Raw genomic sequence first — 20,732 nt, forward strand, 5'->3', positions numbered from 1 at the left:
AAGCTTGTGTCGCTAACTTTCGCTTTCGATCTGGAACGGCATGCCGCCACACACTTCCTACGCGCGGTTCGCGCGACCGCTCGCTTGGATCGTCCTCGTCCTCGCCGCCGTGTTCGGCGCGGCTTATTGGTGGTCGCTCGGGCGCCCGGTGAACCTGCCGGATTCGCCCACGGCCCGCATCGCCTGCGTGTCGTATGCACCGTTCCGCCTCGAAGGGGAGACGCCGTTCGACCCGTACGCCTTCGTCCCTCCGGAGCGGATCGACGCCGATCTCAAGGCCTTGTCCACGCGTTTCGATTGCGTCCGTACGTATTCGATGAGCCAGGGCCTGGGCGCGGTGCCGGATATCGCCGGGCGCTACGGTATGAAAGTGCTGATGGGCATCTGGCTCGGTCGCGATCCCGCCGCCAACGAGCGGGAGATCGAATTGGGCCTGGCGGCGGCGAGTCGCGACCACGACACCTTGCGTGGCATCGTGGTGGGCAACGAGGTGCTCCTGCGCAACGAACTGTCCGAGCACGCGCTGGCGGCCTATATCGAGCGGGTGAACGCGGCGACCGACGTGCCCGTCACCTATGCCGATGTCTGGGAGTTCTGGCAGAAGCATCCGGCTTTGGCCAAGGTCACCGACTACATCACGATCCACATCCTTCCGTACTGGGAAGACGAGCCGGTGGCGCCGGAAAAGGCCGTCCAGCATGTGGCCGACGTCTACCAGAAGATGAAGGCGGAGTTTCCGGGCAAGCAGATCATGATCGGCGAAACCGGCTGGCCCAGCCAGGGCCGCTCGCGGCGCGACGCCAGCGCGAGTCTCGTCAACGAGGCGCGCTACGTGCGCGAATTCCTCAACTACGCCGCCACCGTCGACATGCCCTACAACGTGATCGAGGCCTTCGACCAGCCATGGAAACGCGACCTGGAAGGCACGGTCGGCGGCTTCTGGGGCATCTTCGACACGCAGGCCCGGCCGAAATTCGCGATGCAGGGACCCGTCGTGGAGGAGCCGCGCTGGACCTGGGCGATCGCCGCGGGCGGCGCGGGCGCCTTGCTGTTCCTGCTGGCCGGTTCGATCCGGCGGCGCTGGCACGGCGTTCCGGGTTGGTTGGCGCTGGCCCTGGCCGGTTTCGCCACCGGTACCGCGCTGGCGGCGCATGCGCGGCTGCTGCTCTTCGCGTGCCGCAACGATGTGGAGTGGACGGTGGGCATAGCCATCGGCCTCGCCGGAGGGCTGACCGCCCTGTCGTTGGCGCGTGCCATTGCGCCCCGTCTTGCCGCCCCGGTGAATCCGGCCGCCGTCGCGCCGTCGCCGGTCGAGCGGCGACGGTTCGGTATCGCATGGACGGACGAGTTCACCCCGCAACGCTTCTTCTGGATGTTCGTCCTGTCCCTCTACGGCATCCTGATGGTCTTCAACGGACGATACCGCGATTTTCCCATCGGCCTCTTCGCGATGCCGTGCATCGGCTTCTTCGTGCTGGCGCTGTTGCGCACGCGCGACCGCGCGCTCATGCCGTTGGTGGAAGAGCGGCTCATGGCGATCTGGCTGGTACTGCTCGGTGCGAGCGTGGTCGTACAGGAAATCGGTGCGAACGCGGTGTCGTGGGGATGGCTGGCGTTGAACCTCGCCCTGGCACTGCCGGTGTTGATCGCCTGGGTGGGCGCCGACCCTATCGGCGAAGGACGCTTGCCGTAACCTGGCCCGTTGCCGCGGGATCGCCGACAGGGTCGGCTCCCACCGCGCCTTGTGGGAGCCGCTTCAGCGGCGACGGGTGCTTGCCTCAGGCTGCCCCGCTACCGCGGGATCGCCGATGAATCGGCTCCCACAGGAGCATTGCCGACAGGGGCGGCTCCCGCCTGGTCGCGCACCAGCCGTAGCGAACCGATCAGCAGCGCGAGGGCGCCGCCCTCGTAGCAATACAACTGCAACGCGATGACGCCGAGCGAGGCGGCGAGCACGGCGGTGAAGGTGTTTCGCCAGAACACCGCGACCAGGGCCGCCAGTACGGCGGCATAGCCATAGCCGTAGTTGAGGAAGCCTTGCACGATGACCGTGCGCGGCCCGCACCACCACGGGCCACCCTTGGCGTCGCATGCATGCCCCATGTCGGATGGCTCGATGAATCCGTAGCGCAGCAGCCCGGCCACGAGGGCGACAGCGACGATGACGGCCCAGGGCAGGGCGACGCGAAGGCTGGATTTCATGGCGTTCCTGTATGGATCAATGATGCCGCGCCGGACGCCTGGGCGAGGGCGATCGGCAGGCGGATCTCCGCGGCCAGCGGCAAATGGTCGGAGAAGGCGCGCGGCAAGGTCCACGTGCGCTCAAGCTTGATGTCCGCCGACGTGAGGATGTGGTCCAGGGCGCGCCGTGGCTTCCAGCTGGGGAAGGTCGGTGTCGCCACCGAGGGTGGTTGCAGCGCGGTCTTGTCGAAGAGATGGCGCATCTCGAGGCTGGCCGGCTCGGTGTTGAGGTCGCCCATCAGCACCGCATGCGGATACGGCGCGAGCAACTCGGCGATGAAGGCGAGCTGGCCCAGTCGGGCCGCGGCGCCGAGCGAGAGGTGCGCGATGACCACCACCAGGGAATCGGGCCCATGACCGAAGCGAACGAAGAGCGCACCGCGGCCCTTGATCCGGCCCGGCAGCGGATAGTCGATGACCTCGCTGGGCTCGATGCGGCTCAGCAGGCCGTTGGCCGAATGCGCCACGCGCGCCATCGGCCGGTTCGGCTGATGGCTCCAGTAGGGCATGCCGGCCGCTTCGGCGATGTAGCGGGTCTGGTTGAGGAAACCCGAACGCAGGCTGCCGGCATCGGCTTCCTGCAGACCCACCACGTCGAACTCGTGGAGCAGCTCCGCCAGCGAATCCAGGTTCGCCAGTTTCGTCCGGCCGGGCAGTACGGCGTTGACGCTGCGAGTGAAATAGTCGCTGTAACGCTGCACGCTCGCGCCGGCGAGGATGTTGCAGCTCAACAGGCGCAGCGTGCGCTCGGGAGCGGGGGAGGGATTCGGCGTGGCGCGGGTCATGATACGGCGTTGGGTCTCGACTGGCCGGGAGGCCAGAGGATGCCCCCCGCCGTGTGAACGGAGGGCATCGATGGGGAAGGACTTACTTGCCGCCCTTCAATTCCTTGTCGACCAGGAACGTCGCGACGCCATTGAGCTCGTCGAAGTCCTTGATCTGGGCGCTGCGGTACTTGCCGTCCACGACGATGGTCGGCGTGCCGTCGATGCCCCATGCCTGGATCAGCTTGGTGTCGGCGAGGATGCGGTCGCGCGTTTCGCCACTGTTGGCGGCGGCGAGGAACTTCGCCTTGTCCACGCCATGTTGGGCATACCAGTCGGCGAGTTCGTCGAGCGTGCGCAGTGGGTAATGCTCTTCATGGATGGCCTTGAACAGCGCGGCGTGCGTGGCCGGCAGCGCGTTGAGCTTCTTCGCCGCGTAATAGGCCTGGGCATATGGAAGCCAGGCGTCGTTGAACGCCGCCGGGATGGCATGGAACACCACGCCCTTGGGCAGATCCTTCTGCAATTGCTCGACCTTCGGCTCGTAATGCGCGCAATGGATGCAGCCGTACGAGAACACCTCGACGACCTCCACCTTGCCGTTCTTCGGATCGAGGCGTTGCGGCGCGCCGGTGGCCACGTATTGCGTGCCCTCGGTATAGGCCGGGGTGGATGCGTCGTCGGCGGGGCGCGCGCTGCAGGCGGCGGTCATGGCCAGGCCGACGAAGAGGAGCGAAAGACGCTTGAACATGGATGTCTCCGAAGTGGGTCGAGTGCGCGGTTACTTGCCCGCGGCTTCCTTGCTGACGAGCCACTGGGTGAGCTCGACCGCCTGCGGATAGCCGCCAGCGGTGATCGGGGTCAGCCGGTACTTGCCGTTGACGACGATCGTCGGCGTGCTATCGACCTCGTAGGCGCGGATCAGTTCATCGGCGCGCTTCATCTTGGTATTGATGGTGAAGGAGTTGGCCGTGGCGACGAATTCGTCGGGCTTGACGCCGTACTTGACGTAGAACTTGGCCACGTCGTCGATGGTCGGCCATGCCGACTGGGCCTTCGGCTTGCCGGACTGCTGGTCCATGATGCCGAGCTCGCCGCTCTTGAAGACGGCGTCGAAGAATGCATCGTGGCTCTGCTTGTCGACGCCGAAGGCCTGCGCGGTGAGGTAGGCGCGCTGCAGCAGCGGCCAGTTCTCGTCCGGGCGGAACGACGCGGGGGTATAGGTCATGACCGCGCCCTTGGGCAGGCTCTTGGCCAGCTCGTCCACCACGCCGTGGAACTGGAAGCAGGCGGGGCAGCCGTACGAGAACACCTCGGTGACCTCGATCTTGCCGGGCGTGCTGGTGGGCTGGACCGGATCGATGCGGAAGTAATGCTTGCCTTCCACCCACTTGCCGTCGTCGACGAACGGCTTCGCGGCAGGGCGGTTGTCGTCGTCGGCGCTTGTGACGGGTGCGGGTGCCGTGCTGCCGCTGGCGGCCGGCGCGGCCGTCGTCGCGGACGCGGGCGTAGCCGCCGCCGTGGACGGCGATGCCGGCGTCGCCGCCGGGGCCGCGGTCGAGGCGGCGGGCGGTGCCGTGGCGCTGTCGTTGTTGCCCGAGCCGCAGGCGGCAAGGCCGATCAGGGCGGCGCAGAGGAGGGGAAGGCGCATACGCATGTGGGGTCCTTTTCTTACCTTCTTAAACAGGAACGGGCCCGAAGGGGCCCGTCCGATCGTCCAACTTTAACGCCATCAGGGCGTCGCGGGTGCGGCAGCCGTCGGTTCGTTCGTGTGCAGGCCTTCGATATAACTGGCCACGGCCGCGATGTCCTTGTCGCCGAGTTTCTGCGCGATCGACACCATGATCTTGGTACGCGGGCCGTCGTTCGGCGTGCCGCCGTCGTGCCAACCCTTCAGCCGCGCCTCGACGTACTTCGCATGCTGGCTGGTGAGCTGCGGATAGTGCGCTCCCGGGTTGCCGCGGCCGTCGGGGCCGTGGCACGCCATGCAGGCAGGGATGCCGCGGTCGACATCGCCCTGGCGGTAGAGCGTCTGGCCCTGTTCGACCAGCGCCTGGTCGGCCACGCCGGGCAGGGACGCCTTGCCGGCGAAGTAGGCGCCGATGTCGTGCATGTCCTGCTCGGACAGGGGTTGGGCGAAGCCGACCATGATCGGATTCATGCGCTTGCCCGACTTGAAGTCCGCCAGCTGCGCGGCGATGTACTGCTCGTTCTGGCCGGCGAGGCGCGGGTACTGCGGATCGGTGGAATTACCGTCGATGCCGTGGCAGGCACCGCAGGCGGCGGCCTTGCCCTGGCCGGCCGTGGCATCGCCCGGCTTCAGCGCGGCGGTGGACGTTTCGGCTGTCGGCATGCCCGGAGTGGCTGGATCGGTGGCCGGATTGGCGGCGGTCGTGGCGGCCGGAGCCGGTGCGCTCGCCGGCTTGGCGGGAGTTGCGGTCTGGCCCGCGGCTGCATGCATGACGAGCAACGCGGTGATGGCAGCGGCGGCGTGCCGAAACTTCATAAGTCTCTCCAAGGGGAACTTTCCGGACCGGGACGCGTACCCTGCCGCGCCTCAACCAAAAGATTATGGGGGGCGCGGGAGAGCCCGGTCAAACCGCACCGCGCGCGCCGCCGGGCACGATCGCATACACTGCCGGGCCTCCGTTTCCTTGCGCCCCGCTGGCCACTTACCCATGTCCTCCAATCCCCTCAATGGCGCCCGTTTCGTGCTGGCCGCCCACGAAATCACCCAGCTCCCCTACGACCAGGGTGCCGAAGTGGCCTTCGCGGGGCGCTCCAACGCGGGCAAGTCGAGCGCATTGAACGCGCTCACGGGGCACAACGGCCTGGCCAGGACCTCGAAGACGCCCGGGCGCACGCAGTTGATGGTCGTGTTCGACCTGCCGCCGTTGAAGGTGGAGGGCGCCGCGCCGGTCGATGCCCGCCTGGTGGACCTGCCCGGCTACGGTTACGCCAAGGTGCCCGAGGCGATGCGCCAACATTGGCGCGGCGAGATCGACGCCTATCTGAAGATGCGCCGCAGCCTGCGCGGCATCGTCCTGATCGTGGACATCCGCCACGAGCTGAAGGATTTCGACAGGACGATGCTCGATTTCTGCGCGGCTACCGAGCTGCCTTGCCACGTATTGCTGACCAAGGCCGACAAGCTCTCGCGTGGCCAGGCGTCCGCCGCGCTGGAGGCCTTGCGCAAGGACTTCCGCGCGAACGGCGTGCCCGGCACGGCGCAGGTCTTTTCCTCGACCGCGAAAACCGGCGTGGAGGAAGCGCGTGCCCGGGTGATGGAACTGCTGGCGACACCCCGGCCGCACGAACTCTGACGCGGACCGCTCCTACGCCAGGGTTGCCATGAACACCCTGCACAGCGCTTCCATGCCCTTGCGATCCTCGTCGTCGAAGCGAGCGACCGACGGGCTGTCGACGTCCCACACGCCGAACAGGCTGCCGTCGGCCATCACCAGGGGCACCACGATCTCGGAATTCGATGCCGCGTCGCAGGCGATGTGGCCATCGAATTCGTGCACGTCGCGAATCACCTGCGTTTCCCGCGTCTGCGCGGCCGTGCCGCAGACACCGCGGCCCACGGCGATGCGAATGCAGGCGGGCTTGCCCTGGAACGGGCCGACGACCAGTTCCGTGCCGTCGAACAGGTAGAAGCCTGCCCAGTTGAGGTCGGGCACCGCGTCGTAGACGAGCGCGGCGAAGTTGGCGGCATTGGCGATCGTGTTCGGCTCGCCATGCATCAGGCCCTGGGCCTGCTGGACCAGTTCGGCGTACAGGGCGGCCTTGTCGTCGGTGGCGATGGCCTTGGTTTCGAACATGGCGGTTCCTGGAGCGATTCGTGGGCGAGGCGGTGTATGGTGCCACGTCCCAAGTTCCGCAAGGCTGTCGCACGATGTCGCGCCATATCTTTGTCACCGGTACCGACACGGGAATCGGCAAGACGCACGCCGCCCAGGTCCTCGTCCATGCATTCCGCAGGACGGGCGAGCGCGTGGCCGGGATGAAGCCCATCGCCAGCGGTTCGGCGCGAGGCCCGGAAGGCATGCGCAACCAGGATGCCCTCGATTTGCAGGCCGCCAGCGCGCCTCTCCCGGCGTACGAACGGGTCAATCCCGTGGCGCTGGAGGAAGCCGTGGCGCCGCATCTCGCCGCCTCACGGTCGGGACAGCCTATCGATTGGCCGCCGCTCGATGCCGCCTTCCAGCTATTGGCACGCGATTACGACCGCGTGGTGGTCGAGGGCGTGGGTGGCTGGATGGTGCCGCTGGCCGAAGGCATGTCGACCGAAGACATGCCCTCACGCTGGAACCTGCCCGTGGTGCTGGTGGTCGGAGTGCGCCTGGGTTGCATCAGTCATGCGCGCCTCACGGCGCGGGCGATACAGGCCGATGGTTGTCGACTGGCGGGCTGGATCGCCAACGTGATCGAGCCGACGATGCCCTTGTGGGAGGAAAACATCCAGACGTTGCGCGACTACCTGCCGGCAGCATGCCTGGGCGTGTTGCCCTACGGCGTGGCGCCTGCCGATGCGGCCGTTCTCCTCGACCTCGGCCCGCTGGGCTGACGGTCCCTTCACGCGTTTCATCCTAACTAGTCGAGCCATGACCACCTACTATCTTTCCGTCAAGGACATGAGCAAGGCGAAGGGCCCGGACCCGGAGCTTTCCTTCGAAGGCATCGGCCCGGAGAAACTGGCCGCCGACATCGCCGATGCGATGCGCAGCGACGACCTGTTCCAGCGCTGGCGCGCCAAGCAGCCGGAGCCGGACGAGGTCGACCCCAGCCTCGGGGTGGCGGATGCTTCCGCGTCCGCCACGGGCGAGCTCTCGAACGACCGCAACGACGTCAAGCTGACCACCTCGTTGCCGATGCGGATCGTGAAGCACCGCCTGAACCTCCTGATCGGATCCAGCTGGGAGCTTCGCGACACCCGGTAAGACATCGCCGACCCTGTCGGCGATGGAACGCCCTGACCGATGGCGGTTGTTCCGGACACGCCACCACGGCTAGAGTCGGTGACTTTCACCGTCAGGGGATACCTCGACCATGCTCAAGGTCCGCACACTCGTGATCGCCACTTCGATCGCCCTAACCGCCGCCTGCTCATCGTCCAACGAAGCCGACAAGGCCGCCGCGCCCGCCTCGCCGGGAAGCGCGCCCGCGCCTACGACGACCGCGGCGACCACCGCGCACGAGAACCCGTTGCTGACCCAGAGTTCGCTGCCGTTCCAGGCCCCCCCGTTCGACAAGATCGTGGATGCGGATTTCCAGCCCGCGCTGGAAGAAGGCATGAAGCAGCAGCTGGCCGAGGTCGAGGCGATCGCCAACGCGCCCGGGGAACCCACGTTCGAGAACACCGTCGTCGCCCTGGAGAAGACGGGCGTCCTGCTCAAGCGCGTCGAGAACGTGTTCAGCACGCTTACCGGTGCCAACACCAACGACACCTTGCAGAAGGTCGAGGAAGAGGAATCGCCGAAGCTCGCCGCGCATAGCGATGCGATCTACCTCAACGACAAGTTGTTCAAGCGGGTGGAAGCGCTCTACGAGAAGCGCGCTTCGCTGAACCTCGATCCGGAATCCGCCCGTCTTCTCCAGGTGACCTATGACGATTTCGTCCATGAGGGCGCGAAGCTTTCCGAAGCGGACAAGGGCAAGCTCAAGGCGCTGAACAAGGAAGAGTCGACGCTCAGCACGAAGTTCACCAACCAGTTGCTGGCCGCTACCAAGGCCGCCGCCCTGGTAGCCGACGACAGGAAGGCGCTCGACGGCATGTCCGATGCCGACATCGAAGCCGCGGCCGCGGCCGCCAAGGATCGTCAACTCGACGGCAAGTTCGTGGTGACCTTGCAGAACACGACACAGCAGCCGGCGCTACAGGCGATGAACGATCGCGCCACGCGTGAAAAGTTGTTCAAGGCCTCCTGGGAGCGTGCCGAGCACGGCGACGCCAACGACACGCGGCAGATCATCACGCGCATCGCACAGCTGCGCGCCGATCGCGCGAAGCTGCTCGGGTTCCCGAACTACGCGGCGTGGAAGCTCGACGACCAGATGGCGAAGACGCCCGAAGCCGCCGAGAAGTTCATGGAACGCCTGGCGCCTGCAGCCGTCGCCCGCGCGACGGCCGAATCGAAGGATATCCAGCAAGTGATCGACCAGGAGAAGGGTGGCTTCAAGGTCCAGGCCTGGGACTGGGACCATTATGCCGAGAAGGTGCGAAAGGCCAAGTACGACCTGGACGAAGCGCAGATCAAGCCGTATTTCGAGCTCGACAACGTGCTGCAGAATGGTGTGTTCTACGCAGCCACCCAGCTCTACGGCATCACCTTCAAGGAGCGCAAGGACATCCCGGTGTGGCAGCCGGACGTGCGTGTGTTCGAGGTGTTCGACAAGGACGGTACCTCGATGGCACTGTTCTATTGCGACTACTTCAAGCGCGACAACAAGAACGGCGGCGCGTGGATGAGCAACCTCGTCGACCAGTCGAAGCTGTTCGGTACCAAGCCGGTGGTGTACAACGTCGCCAACTTCACCAAGCCGGCCGCGGGCCAGCCGGCACTGCTCTCGTTCGACGACGTGACCACGATGTTCCATGAGTTCGGTCACGCGTTGCATGGTCTGTTCGCCGACGCGCAGTACCCCTCGCTTTCCGGCACCAGCACCGCGCGCGATTTCGTCGAGTTTCCCTCGCAGTTGAACGAACAGTGGGCATCCGATCCGCAGGTATTCGCCCATTACGCGAAGCACTACCAGACCGGCGCGCCCATGCCGGCCGAGCTGGTGGAGAAGATCAAGAAGGCGCACAGCTTCAACCAGGGCTATGCAATGAGCGAGTTGATTTCCGCCGCCCTGCTGGACATGCAGTGGCACATGCTGCCGCCGGGCGGCGCCCAGCAGGACGTGGATACGTTCGAAGCCAACGCGCTGAAGCACGCGGGCTTCACGTTGCCTCAGGTGCCTCCGCGCTATCGCTCGAGCTACTTCCAGCACATCTGGGGCAATGGTTACGCCGCGGGCTACTACGCCTACCTGTGGACGCAGATGCTCGATTCCGACGCCTTCGAGTGGTTCAAGGAGCACGGCGGGCTCACTCGCGAGAATGGCCAGGTCTTCCGCGACAAGATCCTCTCCCGGGGAAACACCGTCGAACTGGGCAAGCTCTATCGCGATTTCCGCGGCAAGGACCCGAGCATCGAGCCGATGCTCAAGGATCGTGGGTTGAAATAAGTTCCGACCCCTGTCGATACGAGAAAGGGCCCCGAGGGGCCCTTTCCTTATCTGGATCGAAGCATCACCTCGTCGATGCGCAGCTTTCCACCGGTCCAGCGCATGCCCTGCAGGCTCGATCCTCTCGGAGCCGTGAACGACAGGCGTTGCGGCCCGCTCGCCGGATCGATGCGAATCGAGTGCAGCGTGGTGAAATCAGGGGCTTCGAGGAACTCGATAGTGGCCGGCTCGCCCGACGGATCGGGTACGACGGTGAGATCCAGGGAGTTGCGTACCGTGCGATACATCAGGAGGGCATCGTTGCCTGCCGCCTCGGTGCTGCCCAGCACCTGTCCCGAGGTTTCCCCGTCGCTAGAGGCCGTGATTTCCAGTCCGCTGGAATTGGCGAGGATGATGTAGTGACCCTGGTCGATCAAGCCCTGTAGCGTGCCCGTAGGGAGCTCATCGAAGTCGATCAGCGTACCGTCGGTAATAGGGGGCGAATGCATTTCGACGCCGTCGATGTATGCGCCGCGCTGCAATTGCAATGAAAGCCTGTTGAAGACTTGCTCTTCCGGCAAGCTCATGATGAGCCGCAGCCGGTTGATTGTCGTGCCGTGCTGGAGTGCGAGCGACTGTCGCTCCCGTTCATCGATGTAGAGGGTAGCCGTGGATGCGAGTGCTGGCGCGCCAGGTGGCAAGACGACGGTGAACGCCACGCTTCGCAGTGGTTTGTCGAACTGAATGTCGACGGACGCGGGGCCGGCCCGTTCGACACCGCCCAATGCAAGACCATAGGCAAGGTCATCCGGTTGTTCGACGGGCTTGATGACGGCGGCGCCGTCATTCATGGCCGCGATGCGGAAATGTTCGAGCTTGAGTTCGTCGCCGGGTTGGATGATGCCGGCGCGGGCCTGGTCGAAGGTTTCGAGATCGACACCGCGCACGGACCACGCGGTGCCTGGGGCGAGTGCGATGATTGCCGGAACGATTGCGGATAACAGAGTGCGTTTCAATTCATTCCTCCCTGGAATGTCAGTACGGCCTCAATGGCCGCGCGCAGGATAGCAGCGCGCGCGGATGAGGTGCGGCTGACAAGGGCGCGAACGCAAGTTGAAATTGCGCTTTGCACCGCTCAGGGCGACAGCGAGATGCTCGCGATCTGGATGAGTCCACCACGCCATGCGATGCCTTGCAACTCGCACAGGGGATCGGCGCGGTATTCGATCGTCGTCCACAGGCTGCCGCGGGTGTCGCCACGGCTGCCTCTCGGACGCAGCAGGTTAACGGCCTGCACCTCGTCGAAGCGGCGATGCTCGAGCAGGCCGATATGTACATCTCCCGTGTTTCCCACGGTACGCATGGTGCAGCGCACGCGCCCGTATGCGTGCCGGAAGATCAGGCGGCAGTCGTTCGAGGAACTGCGCCGGCCGGTCAGTACGTTGCCGTCGTCGGACTGCTCGATGATCGCGTCGGCCTCGCCTGCGACGATCACGAGCGCGGGTAGCGCGAGCATCTCTCCCGCCCTGACGAGGCCAAGGTGTTCATCGCCGAAGTGCTGCTCGATCGCGCAAGGACCGAGCACGCCTCCGTGGCCCTCGAGCAGTGAGCGCAGGCGCGGATCGTCCCATGAGTGGCTCTTCCCGCCTCGCTCCGTTCGGCCGGCCGGGACTCCCGGCAGTGCGTTCCCTGAACCCGTCGATAGCACGGGCGTGATCCGTAGTGGCAACGTCATGTCGCAACCCTCCCTGGTGAACCGCTAGCTAAGCAAGGTGCTTGTGCACGTCGCAATACGCCTTATGGCGTAGGCGTGCCGGAGCACCGGTCAATAGTAGGGCTGATCGGGAACGGCGACCGAGGGATTGCATTCGGCGGCTTCGGTATTCTCGAGTCCGACGTACGGACGCTCAGGCTCGAGGTTCCATGTCGGCTTGTCGGGGAAAAGTTTCACGTGGCACGCCAGCTGGTTCATCGACCCGAAGAGGTTTCTTGTAAGGCGCGGGTTGTTGCCGAACTTCTCGATGGCTTCCAGGATCAACGAATCGACCTCGGCGCCGACGACCTTGCGTCCGCAATCCGTGGGCGTGATCGCCAGCACGGGCCCGTACTCATCGAGGCTCCACACGCCATTCGAGATGTACGGCGGTGGGCAGTCGCCGGTAGCGGGGCGCCCGGCCTTGGCCTGTCTGGCGTCGCCATGCGTGCAGGCCGTTCCTGCGCCCAGGATGGCGAGCGCGATGACGAGGATGCGGGCTGCATTCCATGTCCTGTTGTCCATGAGGATTCCTTTCCCTGGATGCTCGTGGTGAGCGGCTGTGATCGTACCATCGGCGATCCGTTCGCTCCGGATCGTGGCGGAGACCGGGTCCATTGCCGGACACGGTCTTCGCCATCGCCTTGCCGAAACGGCTTAGCGATCCATGGCATGGGCCGTCAGCGCAGTTCGACGTTGTCGATGTAGGCGCCTCGCTGCAGATGCAGGAGCATCGACGTGAACGGCGTCCCGTCTGGCTGGCTCAGGGAAAGGCGAACGCGATGTCCGGCCGCGCTGTGCCAGATCGTCATGGCATAGGGATGTTCTGCGTTGCCGTAAAGCATCGCGACGGACTGGATCAGCGGATGGGAAGGCGGAACGACCAGGGTGAAATCCACGCGGTGCCATGGTTGCTTGAAGTAGAAGAACATCGTGGCGAGCGAATGGCCTTCGGGTATGCCGAGGGTCATGCCGGAAGCGATGTCGTCGTCGTGCGTCGCGGGTTTGATGGCCGCCGCGGCGGAACCGAGTATGTCGATATCGAAGTGCTCGAGGACGAGCGGGCGGCCTGACTCGATCGTCTGCGCCGGGAGATGGTTGAAGGGTTCGATCACGGTTTGCGCGGTGGCCGCGCCAGGAACGGTGAGGGCTGCCAACAGGGCGATGCTTGTACGGTTGCGCATGATTCCTCCCTGGAATCCATCGCGGCCACGACGGCCGCCGGGCATTCTAGCCGCGCGGCAGGAAGTCGAATGCGCAAAAAAAGCGTCCATAAAAAACCGCGCCCTCACGGGCGCGGTCCGGGTGGCTCGCCTGTCGGCGTTACTCGCCGATCGTGAGTAGCGAGGCGTTGCCGCCCGCGGCGGTAGTGTTGATGGTGAGCGTGCGCTCACCGGCGAAGCGGAGCAGATAGTGCGGACCGCCCGCTTTCGGGCCGGTGCCCGAGAGGCCCTCGCCGCCGAACGGCTGCACGCCGACCACCGCGCCGATCTGGTTGCGGTTGACGTAGCAGTTGCCCACGCGCGCGCGGCTCTGGATGTACTCGATCGTGTCGTCGATGCGACTGTGGATGCCCAGCGTGAGGCCGAAGCCGGTGCCGTTGATCTGCTCGACGACTTTGTCCAGTTCCGAACCCTTCCAGCGGATCACGTGCAGCACCGGACCGAAGATCTCCCGGGTGAGTGTGGCCAACGAAGGAATCTCATACGCGCGCGGAGCGAAATACGTGCCATGGGCGGCGGATTCCGGCAAGGCCACCTCGGCGATCTTCTTCGCCTCGCGGTCCATGCGCGCGGCGTGGTCGACGAGGATCTGGCGGGCGTCCTCGTCGATCACGGGGCCCACGTCGGTCGACAGCTGGCCCGGATCGCCGACCTTCAGTTCGGCCATCGCGCCGGCGAGCATCGCGATCACCTTGTCGGCGATGTCTTCCTGCACGAACAGCACGCGCGCGGCGGAGCAACGCTGGCCGGCGGACTGGAAGGCCGAGGCGATGACATCCTTGACGATCTGCTCTGGCAGGGCCGAGGAGTCGGCGATCATGGCGTTCTGGCCGCCGGTCTCGGCGACCAGGGCGGCGATCGGCGCGTTGCGCGCGGCCAGCGCGCGGTTGATCGCCCAGGCGGTTTCGGTCGAGCCGGTGAAGGCCACGCCGGCCACGCGCGGGTCGCGGGTGAGCGCGGCACCGACGGTGGCGCCGTCGCCGGGCAGGTATTGCAGGACATCGGCCGGCACGCCGGCCGCGTGCAGCAACCTCACCGCCGCATAGCCGACCAGCGAGGTCTGTTCCGCCGGCTTGGCGATCACCGAATTGCCTGCGGCGAGGGCGGCGGCCACCTGGCCGAGGAAGATCGCCAGCGGGAAGTTCCACGGGCTGATGCAGACGAACACGCCACGGCCGTTGAGGAACAACTGGTTGCTTTCGCCGGTGGGGCCCGGCAGCTGTTCGGGCTGGCCGAACAAGCGGCGCGCCATCGTGGCGTAGTAGCGCAGGAAATCGGCGGCCTCGCGGATCTCGGCGATGGCGTCCGGCAGGCTCTTGCCCGCCTCGCGCACGCACAGCGCGATGAACTCGGCGCGGTTGTGTTCCAGCTGTTCGGCGGCGTGCTCGAGGATGGCGGCGCGGCTGGCGGCCGGAAGGCGGTCCCAGCCCGGTTGCGCCTTCACGGCGGCGGCCAGGGCCTGGTCGACGAGGGCCGGATCGGCGTTTTCCACGGTACCGATGATGCGGCGGCGATCCGATGGGTCGGTGACCTCGACCTTCGCGCCGCCGGTCCCACCGCCGGCGACCAGGGGCGCCGCGGTCCAGGGGCCGCTGTGATTGTTGACGGCGTCGGCGAGTTCGTTGAGCTCGTTGTCGTTAGCGAAGTTCATGCCCATGGAGTTCTTCCGAAGTTCACCGTAGAGATTGACCGGCAAGGGGATGCGGGGGTGGGGAATGGAGGCGAAGGCGCGCACCGTTTCGCACGGATCGGCGACGAGGTCGCGCACCGGAACGCTCTCGTCGACCACGCGATTGACGAAGCTGGTGTTCGCGCCGTTCTCTAGCAGCCGGCGGACCAGGTAGGGGAGCAGGTCCTCGTGGCTGCCGACCGGCGCGTAGACGCGGCAGGGTACGTTGAGCTTGTCCTTGCCGATCACCTCGGCGTAGAGATCCGCGCCCATGCCGTGCAGGCGCTGGTTCTCGTACGGGCGGCCCTGCGCGATATGGTGGATCGCGGCGATGGTGTGCGCGTTGTGCGTGGCGAACTGCGGGTACACGGCATCGCCGCCGGCGGCGAACAGGCGCCGGGCGCAGGCGAGGTAGGAGACGTCGGTGTTCGGCTTGCGCGTGTATACCGGGTACCCGGAAAGCCCGTTCTCCTGGGCGCGCTTGATCTCCGCGTCCCAGTAAGCGCCCTTCACCAGGCGCACGAACCAGCGGCGGCCGGTGGCGCGGGCCTTCTCGGTGACCCAGTCGATCACGAACGGCGCGCGCTTCTGGTAGGCCTGGATGACGATGCCCAGGCCATTCCAGCCTTCCAGCGACGGATGCTCGAAGACATCGCCGATGATGTCGAGCGAGAGCTCGAGGCGATCGGCCTCCTCGGCATCCACCGATAGGGCGATGCCGTTCTTGAACGCCAGCTGCGAGAGTTCGAGCAGCTTCGCGCCCAGTTCGGCGCGGGCGCGGGCGCGGTTGGCGACCTCGTAGCGCGGATGCAGCGCCGAGAGCTTCACCGAGATCGACGGGGCTTCCAGATTGCTCGGAAACGGGCCGCGTGCGCCGAGCGCGTTGATCGCGTCGCGGTAGTCCTGCTGGTAGCGCTCCGCGGTGGCCTGGGTGAGCGCGGATTCGCCGAGCATGTCGTACGAATAGCGATAGACCGCGTGCTCCTTCTCGGCGGAGCGGTCGAGCGCTTCCTTGATGGTGCGGCCCATCACGAACTGGTGGCCCATGATCCGCATGGCCTGGCGCACGGCCAGGCGCACCACCGGCTCGCCCGCGCGGCCGACGAGACGGCGCAGCGCGGAGCTGAAGTCGTGGCGGGTTTCCTCCGCGAGGTTCACCAGGTGGCCGGTGAGCATCAGGCCCCAGGTGGAAGCATTGACGAACAGCGACTCGCTGCGGCCCAGGTGCTTCTTCCAGTCCGCCTCGCCCAGCTTGTCGCGAATCAGCTTGTCGGCCGTGGCCTTGTCGGGGATGCGCAGCAGCGCCTCGGCGACGCACATCAGCAGCACGCCCTCCTCGGAGGAAAGGTCGTACTGGCGCATGAAGGACTCGACCGCGCTCTGGTCCTTGGCCCGCGCGCGGACGCGCGTGACCAGGCCCGCGGCGACGTCGATCACGTGCTCGCGCTCGGTCGGGGGCAGGGTAGCCTGGGCCAGCAGGTCGTTGACGGCCTCGGTTTCGTCGCGCAGCCAGGCAGCCGTGATGCGCGCACGCGCCGGCTCGGCGCCGGTCGGGAGTTCGGAACGAAGGATGGTGGGATTCACTTGGGGCATAGGGGGCGGGGGAGACCGCCCATTGTAGGGTTCCCGGCCCCTCGTGTGTTATTGCGGTGCGGCGCGCTGGCGCGGCCACGCATGCCGGGTGCGACAACGCGCCGTCTTCCAACCTTGCCGCTTCCTGACTAGCGCCCTATCATCCCAACGTTCCAGGCACGCCGGGTCCCCATGATCGTGCTTCGACCGACCGCCGCGGGTCAGCCGCGCGTGTTGTGGCTCAAGCCCAACCGTGCGTTGGACAAGCGCGGTCTGCGTCGACTGATCATCGGCCTGGCGGCGATGGCCCTGGCGACGGCGTCACTCGGTGCATGGCAGGGGAATGTGTTTGCTCCCGTGTTCGCCCTGGTGGAGGCCTTCGTCGTGGGGTTCGCGCTTGGCGCGGCCTGGCGGGCCGGCGGCAGGGGTGAACGTATCGCGATAGGGCCGGATATGCTGGAGGTTCGTGCCGTGCCGGGACACCGGACGGTCCGGTTCCAGACGTACTGGTTGAAGGTAGGGCTGGCACCGGGGGACGGGCGAAAGCGTCTGTTGCTCACGTCGCACGGCAACGAGCTGGAAATCGGCGCTTTCCTTGGGGAAGAGGAAAGGGTCGAGGCGTCAAGGAAACTCATGGTGCTGCTGTCCGACGTTTCCGGCCAGAGGCGCAGGTAGGTTCAATAAAGGTGCAAGACATGACATCTGGCGGCATCGGACGATCGGTATCGGCGTGGGCGGCGGGCGCCTTCGCGCTGTTCGGAGGGACGGCCTGGGCCAACCCGGAACCGAACCAGCTGAACATGACCAAGGGCGCCGCGGAGTGGTCGCCCTACGCCATGCACATGGTGGCCCTGTGGGTCTGCGTGGTCATCGGCGTCGTCGTCTTCGGCGCCATGTTCGTGGCCATGTTCCGCTTCCGCAAGTCGCGCGGCGCCGTGGCGGAGAAGTGGACGCACAGCACCAAGCTCGAAGTGGTCTGGACTGTCGTCCCGGTCATCATCCTGATCTTCCTGGCCCACCTGGCGACCGGTGGCCTCACCTCGTTCGCCGATACCACCAACGCCGATATGACCATCAAGGTCACCGGTTACCAGTGGAAGTGGCGCTACGACTATGTCGACTACAAGGGCAAGGGCGTCGACCAGGTCGGCTTCATGTCGAAGTTGGAAGAAACCTCCGACCGCACCCGCCAGCTCAAGTCCAACCTCGATCCGGACAAGATCCAGGTCGACGGGTATCACACCTATCTGCTGGACGTGGACAAGCCCCTCGTGGTCCCGGTCGGCACCAAGATCCGCTTCATCATCGTCGGCGGCGACGTCATCCACTCGTGGTGGGTGCCGGCGCTGGGCTGGAAGATGGACGCGATCCCGGGCATCGCCAACGCGGCCTGGACCAAGATCAAGGAGCCTGGTGTCTACCGCGGCCAGTGCGCCGAACTTTGCGGCCAGGACCACGGCTTCATGCCGATCGTGGTCAAGGCCGTGCCCAAGGCCGAATTCGAACAGTGGCTGGCGACGCAGGAAGACGAGGCCAAGGTACGCAAGGCCGCGCAGACCGCCCAGAACGCTCCCGCCCCGGCCCCCCAGGGTTAACCCGCTTACGTTTTAAGGTAGAGGTGCAAGGCCATGGCGCACGCAGCCACCCACGACCACCACGATCACCATGGGGCCCCGAAGGGGTTCTTCCAGCGATGGGTGATGTCCACGAACCACAAGGACATCGGTACGCTGTACCTGATCTTCTCGCTGACGATGTTCTTCATCGGCGGCGCTTTCGCGATGGTCATCCGCGCGGAGCTGTTCAAGCCAGGCATGCAGCTCGTGCAGCCGTATTTCTTCAACGAAATGACGACGATGCACGCGCTGGTGATGATCTTCGGCGCGATCATGCCTTCGTTCGTGGGCCTGGCGAACTGGATGATCCCGCTCATGGTCGGCGCGCCCGACATGGCGCTGCCGCGCATGAACAACCTGTCCTTCTGGATCATGCCGTTCGCGTTCATCCTGTTGCTGTCGACACTGTTCATGCCGGGCGGTGGCCCCGCCGGTGGCTGGACGATGTATCCGCCGCTGTCGTTGCAGGGTGAGTCCATCGCGTACACGATCTTCGCCGTCCATCTCATGGGCATCAGCTCGATCATGGGTGCGATCAACATCATCGCGACCATCCTGAACATGCGCGCGCCGGGCATGGACCTGCTGAAGATGCCCGTGTTCGTGTGGAGCTGGCTCATCACGGCGTTCCTGCTGATCGCGGTGATGCCGGTGCTGGCAGGCGCGGTCACCATGCTGCTGACCGACAAGTACTTCCACACCAACTTCTTCAATGCCGCCGGCGGCGGTGACCCGGTGCTGTTCCAGCACATCTTCTGGTTCTTCGGGCATCCCGAGGTCTACATCATGATCCTGCCCGCGTTCGGGATCATCTCGGAGATCATCCCCACCTTCGCCCGGAAGCCGATCTTCGGCTATCGCGCGATGGTGTTCGCCATCGCCTCCATCGCCTTCCTCTCGTTCATCGTCTGGGCGCACCACATGTTCGCCGTGGGCCTGCCGATGGGCGCGGAGATCTTCTTCATGTACGCGACGATGCTGATCGCGGTGCCGACGGGCGTGAAGGTCTTCAACTGGGTGTCCACGATGTGGGGTGGTTCGATGACCTTCGAGACGCCGATGCTGTTCTCGATCGCCTTCGTGATCCTGTTCACCATCGGCGGCTTCTCCGGCCTGATGCTCGCGCTGGCCCCGGCTGATTTCCAGTACCACGACACGTACTTCGTCGTGGCGCACTTCCACTACGTGCTGGTGACCGGCGCCGCGTTCTCCATCATGGCCGCCGCGTATTACTGGATCCCGAAGTGGTCGGGCAACATGTACAGCGAGACCTGGGGCAAGATCCACTTCTGGTCCAGCGTCATCTCGGTCAACGTGCTGTTCTTCCCGCAGCACTTCCTCGGCCTCGCCGGCATGCCACGCCGCATTCCCGACTACAACGTGGCCTTCGCCAACTTCAACATGATCAGTTCGATCGGTGGCTTTTGGTTCGGTGCCTCGCAGCTGATCTTCCTGGGCGTGGTCATCCACTGCGTGTTCTTCTCCAAGAAGAAGGCCGCCGACCGCTCGTGGGAAGGCGCCAAGGGCCTGGAGTGGACCGTGCCGTCGCCGGCGCCGTTCCATACCTTCGACGTGCCGCCCGTCATCCATGACGACGAGCTCGCCCACGGCAACACGGAACACTGATCGATGCAGGACACCACGGACATCGAGATCGGGGCGCGCCGTAAGCGCGCCCGCCGCACGGCGCTGATCGCGGGCGGTTTCGCCGTGGCGGTGTTCCTGCTCTCGATCGTGCAGATGCTGAAGATCTGACCGGCTAAAACAAGCGACATCCACGGGAAACCACCATGGGTCACCAGCAACAAGACGTCTATTTCGTACCGAGCAAGAGCTACTGGCCCATCGTGGCAGCGGTCTCGATGTTCGTCACCGTGTTCGGTGCCGCGCACTGGCTGAACGCGCAGCCTGGCGAGGGCGGCTTCGGCAAGCCGCTGTTCTGGGTCGGCATCGCCATGATCCTGGGCATGTTCTTCGGCTGGTTCCGTTCGGTGATCAACGAATCGCTGGCCGGCAACTACAACGGCCAGGTGGACCGCTCGTTCCGCATGGGCATGATGTGGTTCATCTTCTCCGAAGTGATGTTCTTCGGTGCCTTCTTCGGTGCGCTGTTCTACGCCCGGCTCTTCGCGGTGCCCTGGCTGGGTGGTGAAGGCCACGGCGTGCTCACCCACCAGTTCGTCTGGCAAGGCTACGAAGCCGCATGGGGTGCCAGCGGTGGCGGCGGCCCGGAGAAGATCGGCGGTTCGTTCCAGACCATTCCGGCGTGGGGCCTGCCCCTGCTCAACACGCTGATCCTGCTGTCGTCGGGCGTGACCATCACCATCGCGCACCACGCGCTGAAGGCGGGTCACCGCAAGACACTGCTGATCGGCCTCGGCGCCACCGTGCTGCTGGGCTGCCTGTTCCTGTGGTTCCAGGCCCACGAATACGCGGAGGCCTACGAGCACTTCAACCTCACCCTCGGCAGTGGTGTCTACGGCGCCACGTTCTTCATGCTCACCGGCTTCCACGGCATGCACGTGACCCTGGGCACGATCATGCTGGCGATCATCTGGGTGCGCTGCGCGAAGGGCCACTTCTCCAAGGACGACCACTTCGGCTTCGAGGCGGTCGCGTGGTACTGGCATTTCGTCGACGTGGTCTGGCTGGCGCTGTTCCTCTTCGTCTACGTGCTCTGAC

The 20,732-nt window shown here is 65.6% G+C and carries 21 protein-coding genes; 10 read left to right on the forward strand and 11 right to left on the reverse strand.

Annotation, left to right across the window (positions count from 1 at the left end):
• The first annotated feature begins 40 nt into the window (after positions 1-40).
• On the forward strand, positions 41-1,693 hold the full coding sequence (locus tag J2T07_RS09125; RefSeq protein ID WP_306849157.1) for a glycosyl hydrolase family 17 protein: 1,653 nt from the start codon (positions 41-43) through the stop codon (positions 1,691-1,693).
• 98 nt (positions 1,694-1,791) lie between these two features.
• Here J2T07_RS09125 and J2T07_RS09130 read toward each other — a convergent pair whose 3' ends face one another.
• From J2T07_RS09130 to J2T07_RS09150, 5 genes are all read right to left on the reverse strand, one after another.
• Positions 1,792-2,202 carry a hypothetical protein gene (locus J2T07_RS09130; protein WP_306849159.1) on the reverse strand — a complete coding sequence of 137 codons (411 nt, stop codon included), beginning with the start codon at positions 2,200-2,202 and terminating at the stop codon, positions 1,792-1,794.
• Positions 2,199-3,026 carry an endonuclease/exonuclease/phosphatase family protein gene (locus J2T07_RS09135; protein WP_306849161.1) on the reverse strand — a complete coding sequence of 276 codons (828 nt, stop codon included), beginning with the start codon at positions 3,024-3,026 and terminating at the stop codon, positions 2,199-2,201. The genes J2T07_RS09130 and J2T07_RS09135 overlap by 4 nt, the downstream gene beginning before the upstream one ends.
• An 82-nt stretch (positions 3,027-3,108) precedes the next feature.
• Positions 3,109-3,756 carry a thiol:disulfide interchange protein DsbA/DsbL gene (locus tag J2T07_RS09140; protein WP_306849163.1) on the reverse strand — a complete coding sequence of 216 codons (648 nt, stop codon included), beginning with the start codon at positions 3,754-3,756 and terminating at the stop codon, positions 3,109-3,111.
• A 30-nt stretch (positions 3,757-3,786) separates the two neighbouring features.
• Positions 3,787-4,656, reverse strand: coding sequence for a thiol:disulfide interchange protein DsbA/DsbL (locus tag J2T07_RS09145; protein WP_306849165.1), 870 nt, complete (start codon positions 4,654-4,656; stop codon positions 3,787-3,789).
• Between the two features lie 81 nt (positions 4,657-4,737).
• Positions 4,738-5,511 (reverse strand): c-type cytochrome, encoded by a 774-nt coding sequence (locus J2T07_RS09150; RefSeq protein WP_306849169.1) that lies wholly within the window; start codon positions 5,509-5,511, stop codon positions 4,738-4,740.
• A gap of 172 nt (positions 5,512-5,683) precedes the next feature.
• Between J2T07_RS09150 and yihA the strand changes: the two genes are divergently transcribed.
• The gene (yihA, locus tag J2T07_RS09155) at positions 5,684-6,328 is read left to right on the forward strand and encodes a ribosome biogenesis GTP-binding protein YihA/YsxC (protein WP_306849172.1); all 645 of its coding nucleotides are present in this window, start codon (positions 5,684-5,686) and stop codon (positions 6,326-6,328) included.
• A gap of 12 nt (positions 6,329-6,340) precedes the next feature.
• Here the strand turns inward: yihA and J2T07_RS09160 are convergent, their stop codons facing one another.
• Positions 6,341-6,829, reverse strand: a complete 489-nt coding sequence (locus J2T07_RS09160) for a GAF domain-containing protein (protein ID WP_306849174.1) — start codon at positions 6,827-6,829, stop codon at positions 6,341-6,343.
• A gap of 74 nt (positions 6,830-6,903) precedes the next feature.
• Here J2T07_RS09160 and bioD point away from each other — a divergent pair, with 74 nt between their 5' ends.
• The 3 genes from bioD to dcp all read left to right on the forward strand — a co-directional run bounded on the left by bioD (position 6,904) and on the right by dcp (position 10,238).
• The gene (gene bioD / locus J2T07_RS09165; protein WP_306849176.1) at positions 6,904-7,575 is read left to right on the forward strand and encodes a dethiobiotin synthase; all 672 of its coding nucleotides are present in this window, start codon (positions 6,904-6,906) and stop codon (positions 7,573-7,575) included.
• Positions 7,576-7,612: 37 nt separating this feature from the next.
• A complete protein-coding gene (locus tag J2T07_RS09170) occupies positions 7,613-7,948 on the forward strand; it encodes a hypothetical protein (RefSeq protein ID WP_306849178.1) in 336 nt (111 codons plus the stop codon).
• Between the two features lie 109 nt (positions 7,949-8,057).
• The gene (dcp, locus tag J2T07_RS09175) at positions 8,058-10,238 is read left to right on the forward strand and encodes a peptidyl-dipeptidase Dcp (RefSeq protein WP_306849180.1); all 2,181 of its coding nucleotides are present in this window, start codon (positions 8,058-8,060) and stop codon (positions 10,236-10,238) included.
• Between the two features lie 47 nt (positions 10,239-10,285).
• Here the strand turns inward: dcp and J2T07_RS09180 are convergent, their stop codons facing one another.
• From J2T07_RS09180 to putA, 5 genes are all read right to left on the reverse strand, one after another.
• Positions 10,286-11,233 (reverse strand): hypothetical protein, encoded by a 948-nt coding sequence (locus J2T07_RS09180; RefSeq protein ID WP_306849182.1) that lies wholly within the window; start codon positions 11,231-11,233, stop codon positions 10,286-10,288.
• 119 nt (positions 11,234-11,352) lie between these two features.
• On the reverse strand, positions 11,353-11,952 hold the full coding sequence (locus J2T07_RS09185) for a hypothetical protein (protein ID WP_306849184.1): 600 nt from the start codon (positions 11,950-11,952) through the stop codon (positions 11,353-11,355).
• Between the two features lie 90 nt (positions 11,953-12,042).
• On the reverse strand, positions 12,043-12,495 hold the full coding sequence (locus tag J2T07_RS09190; protein ID WP_306849186.1) for a DUF2599 domain-containing protein: 453 nt from the start codon (positions 12,493-12,495) through the stop codon (positions 12,043-12,045).
• A gap of 155 nt (positions 12,496-12,650) precedes the next feature.
• Positions 12,651-13,154 carry a hypothetical protein gene (locus J2T07_RS09195; RefSeq protein ID WP_306849189.1) on the reverse strand — a complete coding sequence of 168 codons (504 nt, stop codon included), beginning with the start codon at positions 13,152-13,154 and terminating at the stop codon, positions 12,651-12,653.
• A 139-nt stretch (positions 13,155-13,293) separates the two neighbouring features.
• Positions 13,294-16,455 carry a bifunctional proline dehydrogenase/L-glutamate gamma-semialdehyde dehydrogenase PutA gene (putA, locus tag J2T07_RS09200; RefSeq protein WP_306849191.1) on the reverse strand — a complete coding sequence of 1,054 codons (3,162 nt, stop codon included), beginning with the start codon at positions 16,453-16,455 and terminating at the stop codon, positions 13,294-13,296.
• Between the two features lie 171 nt (positions 16,456-16,626).
• On the opposite strand from putA, the gene J2T07_RS09205 reads away from it, so the two are divergent.
• From J2T07_RS09205 to J2T07_RS09225, 5 genes are read left to right on the forward strand one after another with little or no spacing between them, the layout of a single operon-like run.
• Complete coding sequence (locus tag J2T07_RS09205; RefSeq protein WP_306849193.1) at positions 16,627-17,109, forward strand: DUF2244 domain-containing protein; 483 nt, start codon at positions 16,627-16,629, stop codon at positions 17,107-17,109.
• Positions 17,110-17,129: 20 nt separating this feature from the next.
• Complete coding sequence (coxB, locus tag J2T07_RS09210) at positions 17,130-18,029, forward strand: cytochrome c oxidase subunit II (protein WP_306849195.1); 900 nt, start codon at positions 17,130-17,132, stop codon at positions 18,027-18,029.
• A 33-nt stretch (positions 18,030-18,062) separates the two neighbouring features.
• Positions 18,063-19,676 carry a cytochrome c oxidase subunit I gene (ctaD, locus tag J2T07_RS09215; RefSeq protein WP_306849197.1) on the forward strand — a complete coding sequence of 538 codons (1,614 nt, stop codon included), beginning with the start codon at positions 18,063-18,065 and terminating at the stop codon, positions 19,674-19,676.
• A 3-nt stretch (positions 19,677-19,679) separates the two neighbouring features.
• On the forward strand, positions 19,680-19,805 hold the full coding sequence (locus J2T07_RS09220; protein ID WP_306849199.1) for a hypothetical protein: 126 nt from the start codon (positions 19,680-19,682) through the stop codon (positions 19,803-19,805).
• Between the two features lie 35 nt (positions 19,806-19,840).
• Positions 19,841-20,731: a cytochrome c oxidase subunit 3 gene (locus tag J2T07_RS09225; RefSeq protein WP_306849200.1), complete on the forward strand. Its 891-nt coding sequence runs from the start codon at positions 19,841-19,843 to the stop codon at positions 20,729-20,731.
• The last annotated feature ends 1 nt before the right edge of the window (position 20,732 follow it).

Origin of the sequence: Luteibacter jiangsuensis, from assembly GCF_030812295.1 — a bacterium.
GTDB classification, from domain to species: domain Bacteria; phylum Pseudomonadota; class Gammaproteobacteria; order Xanthomonadales; family Rhodanobacteraceae; genus Luteibacter; species Luteibacter jiangsuensis_A.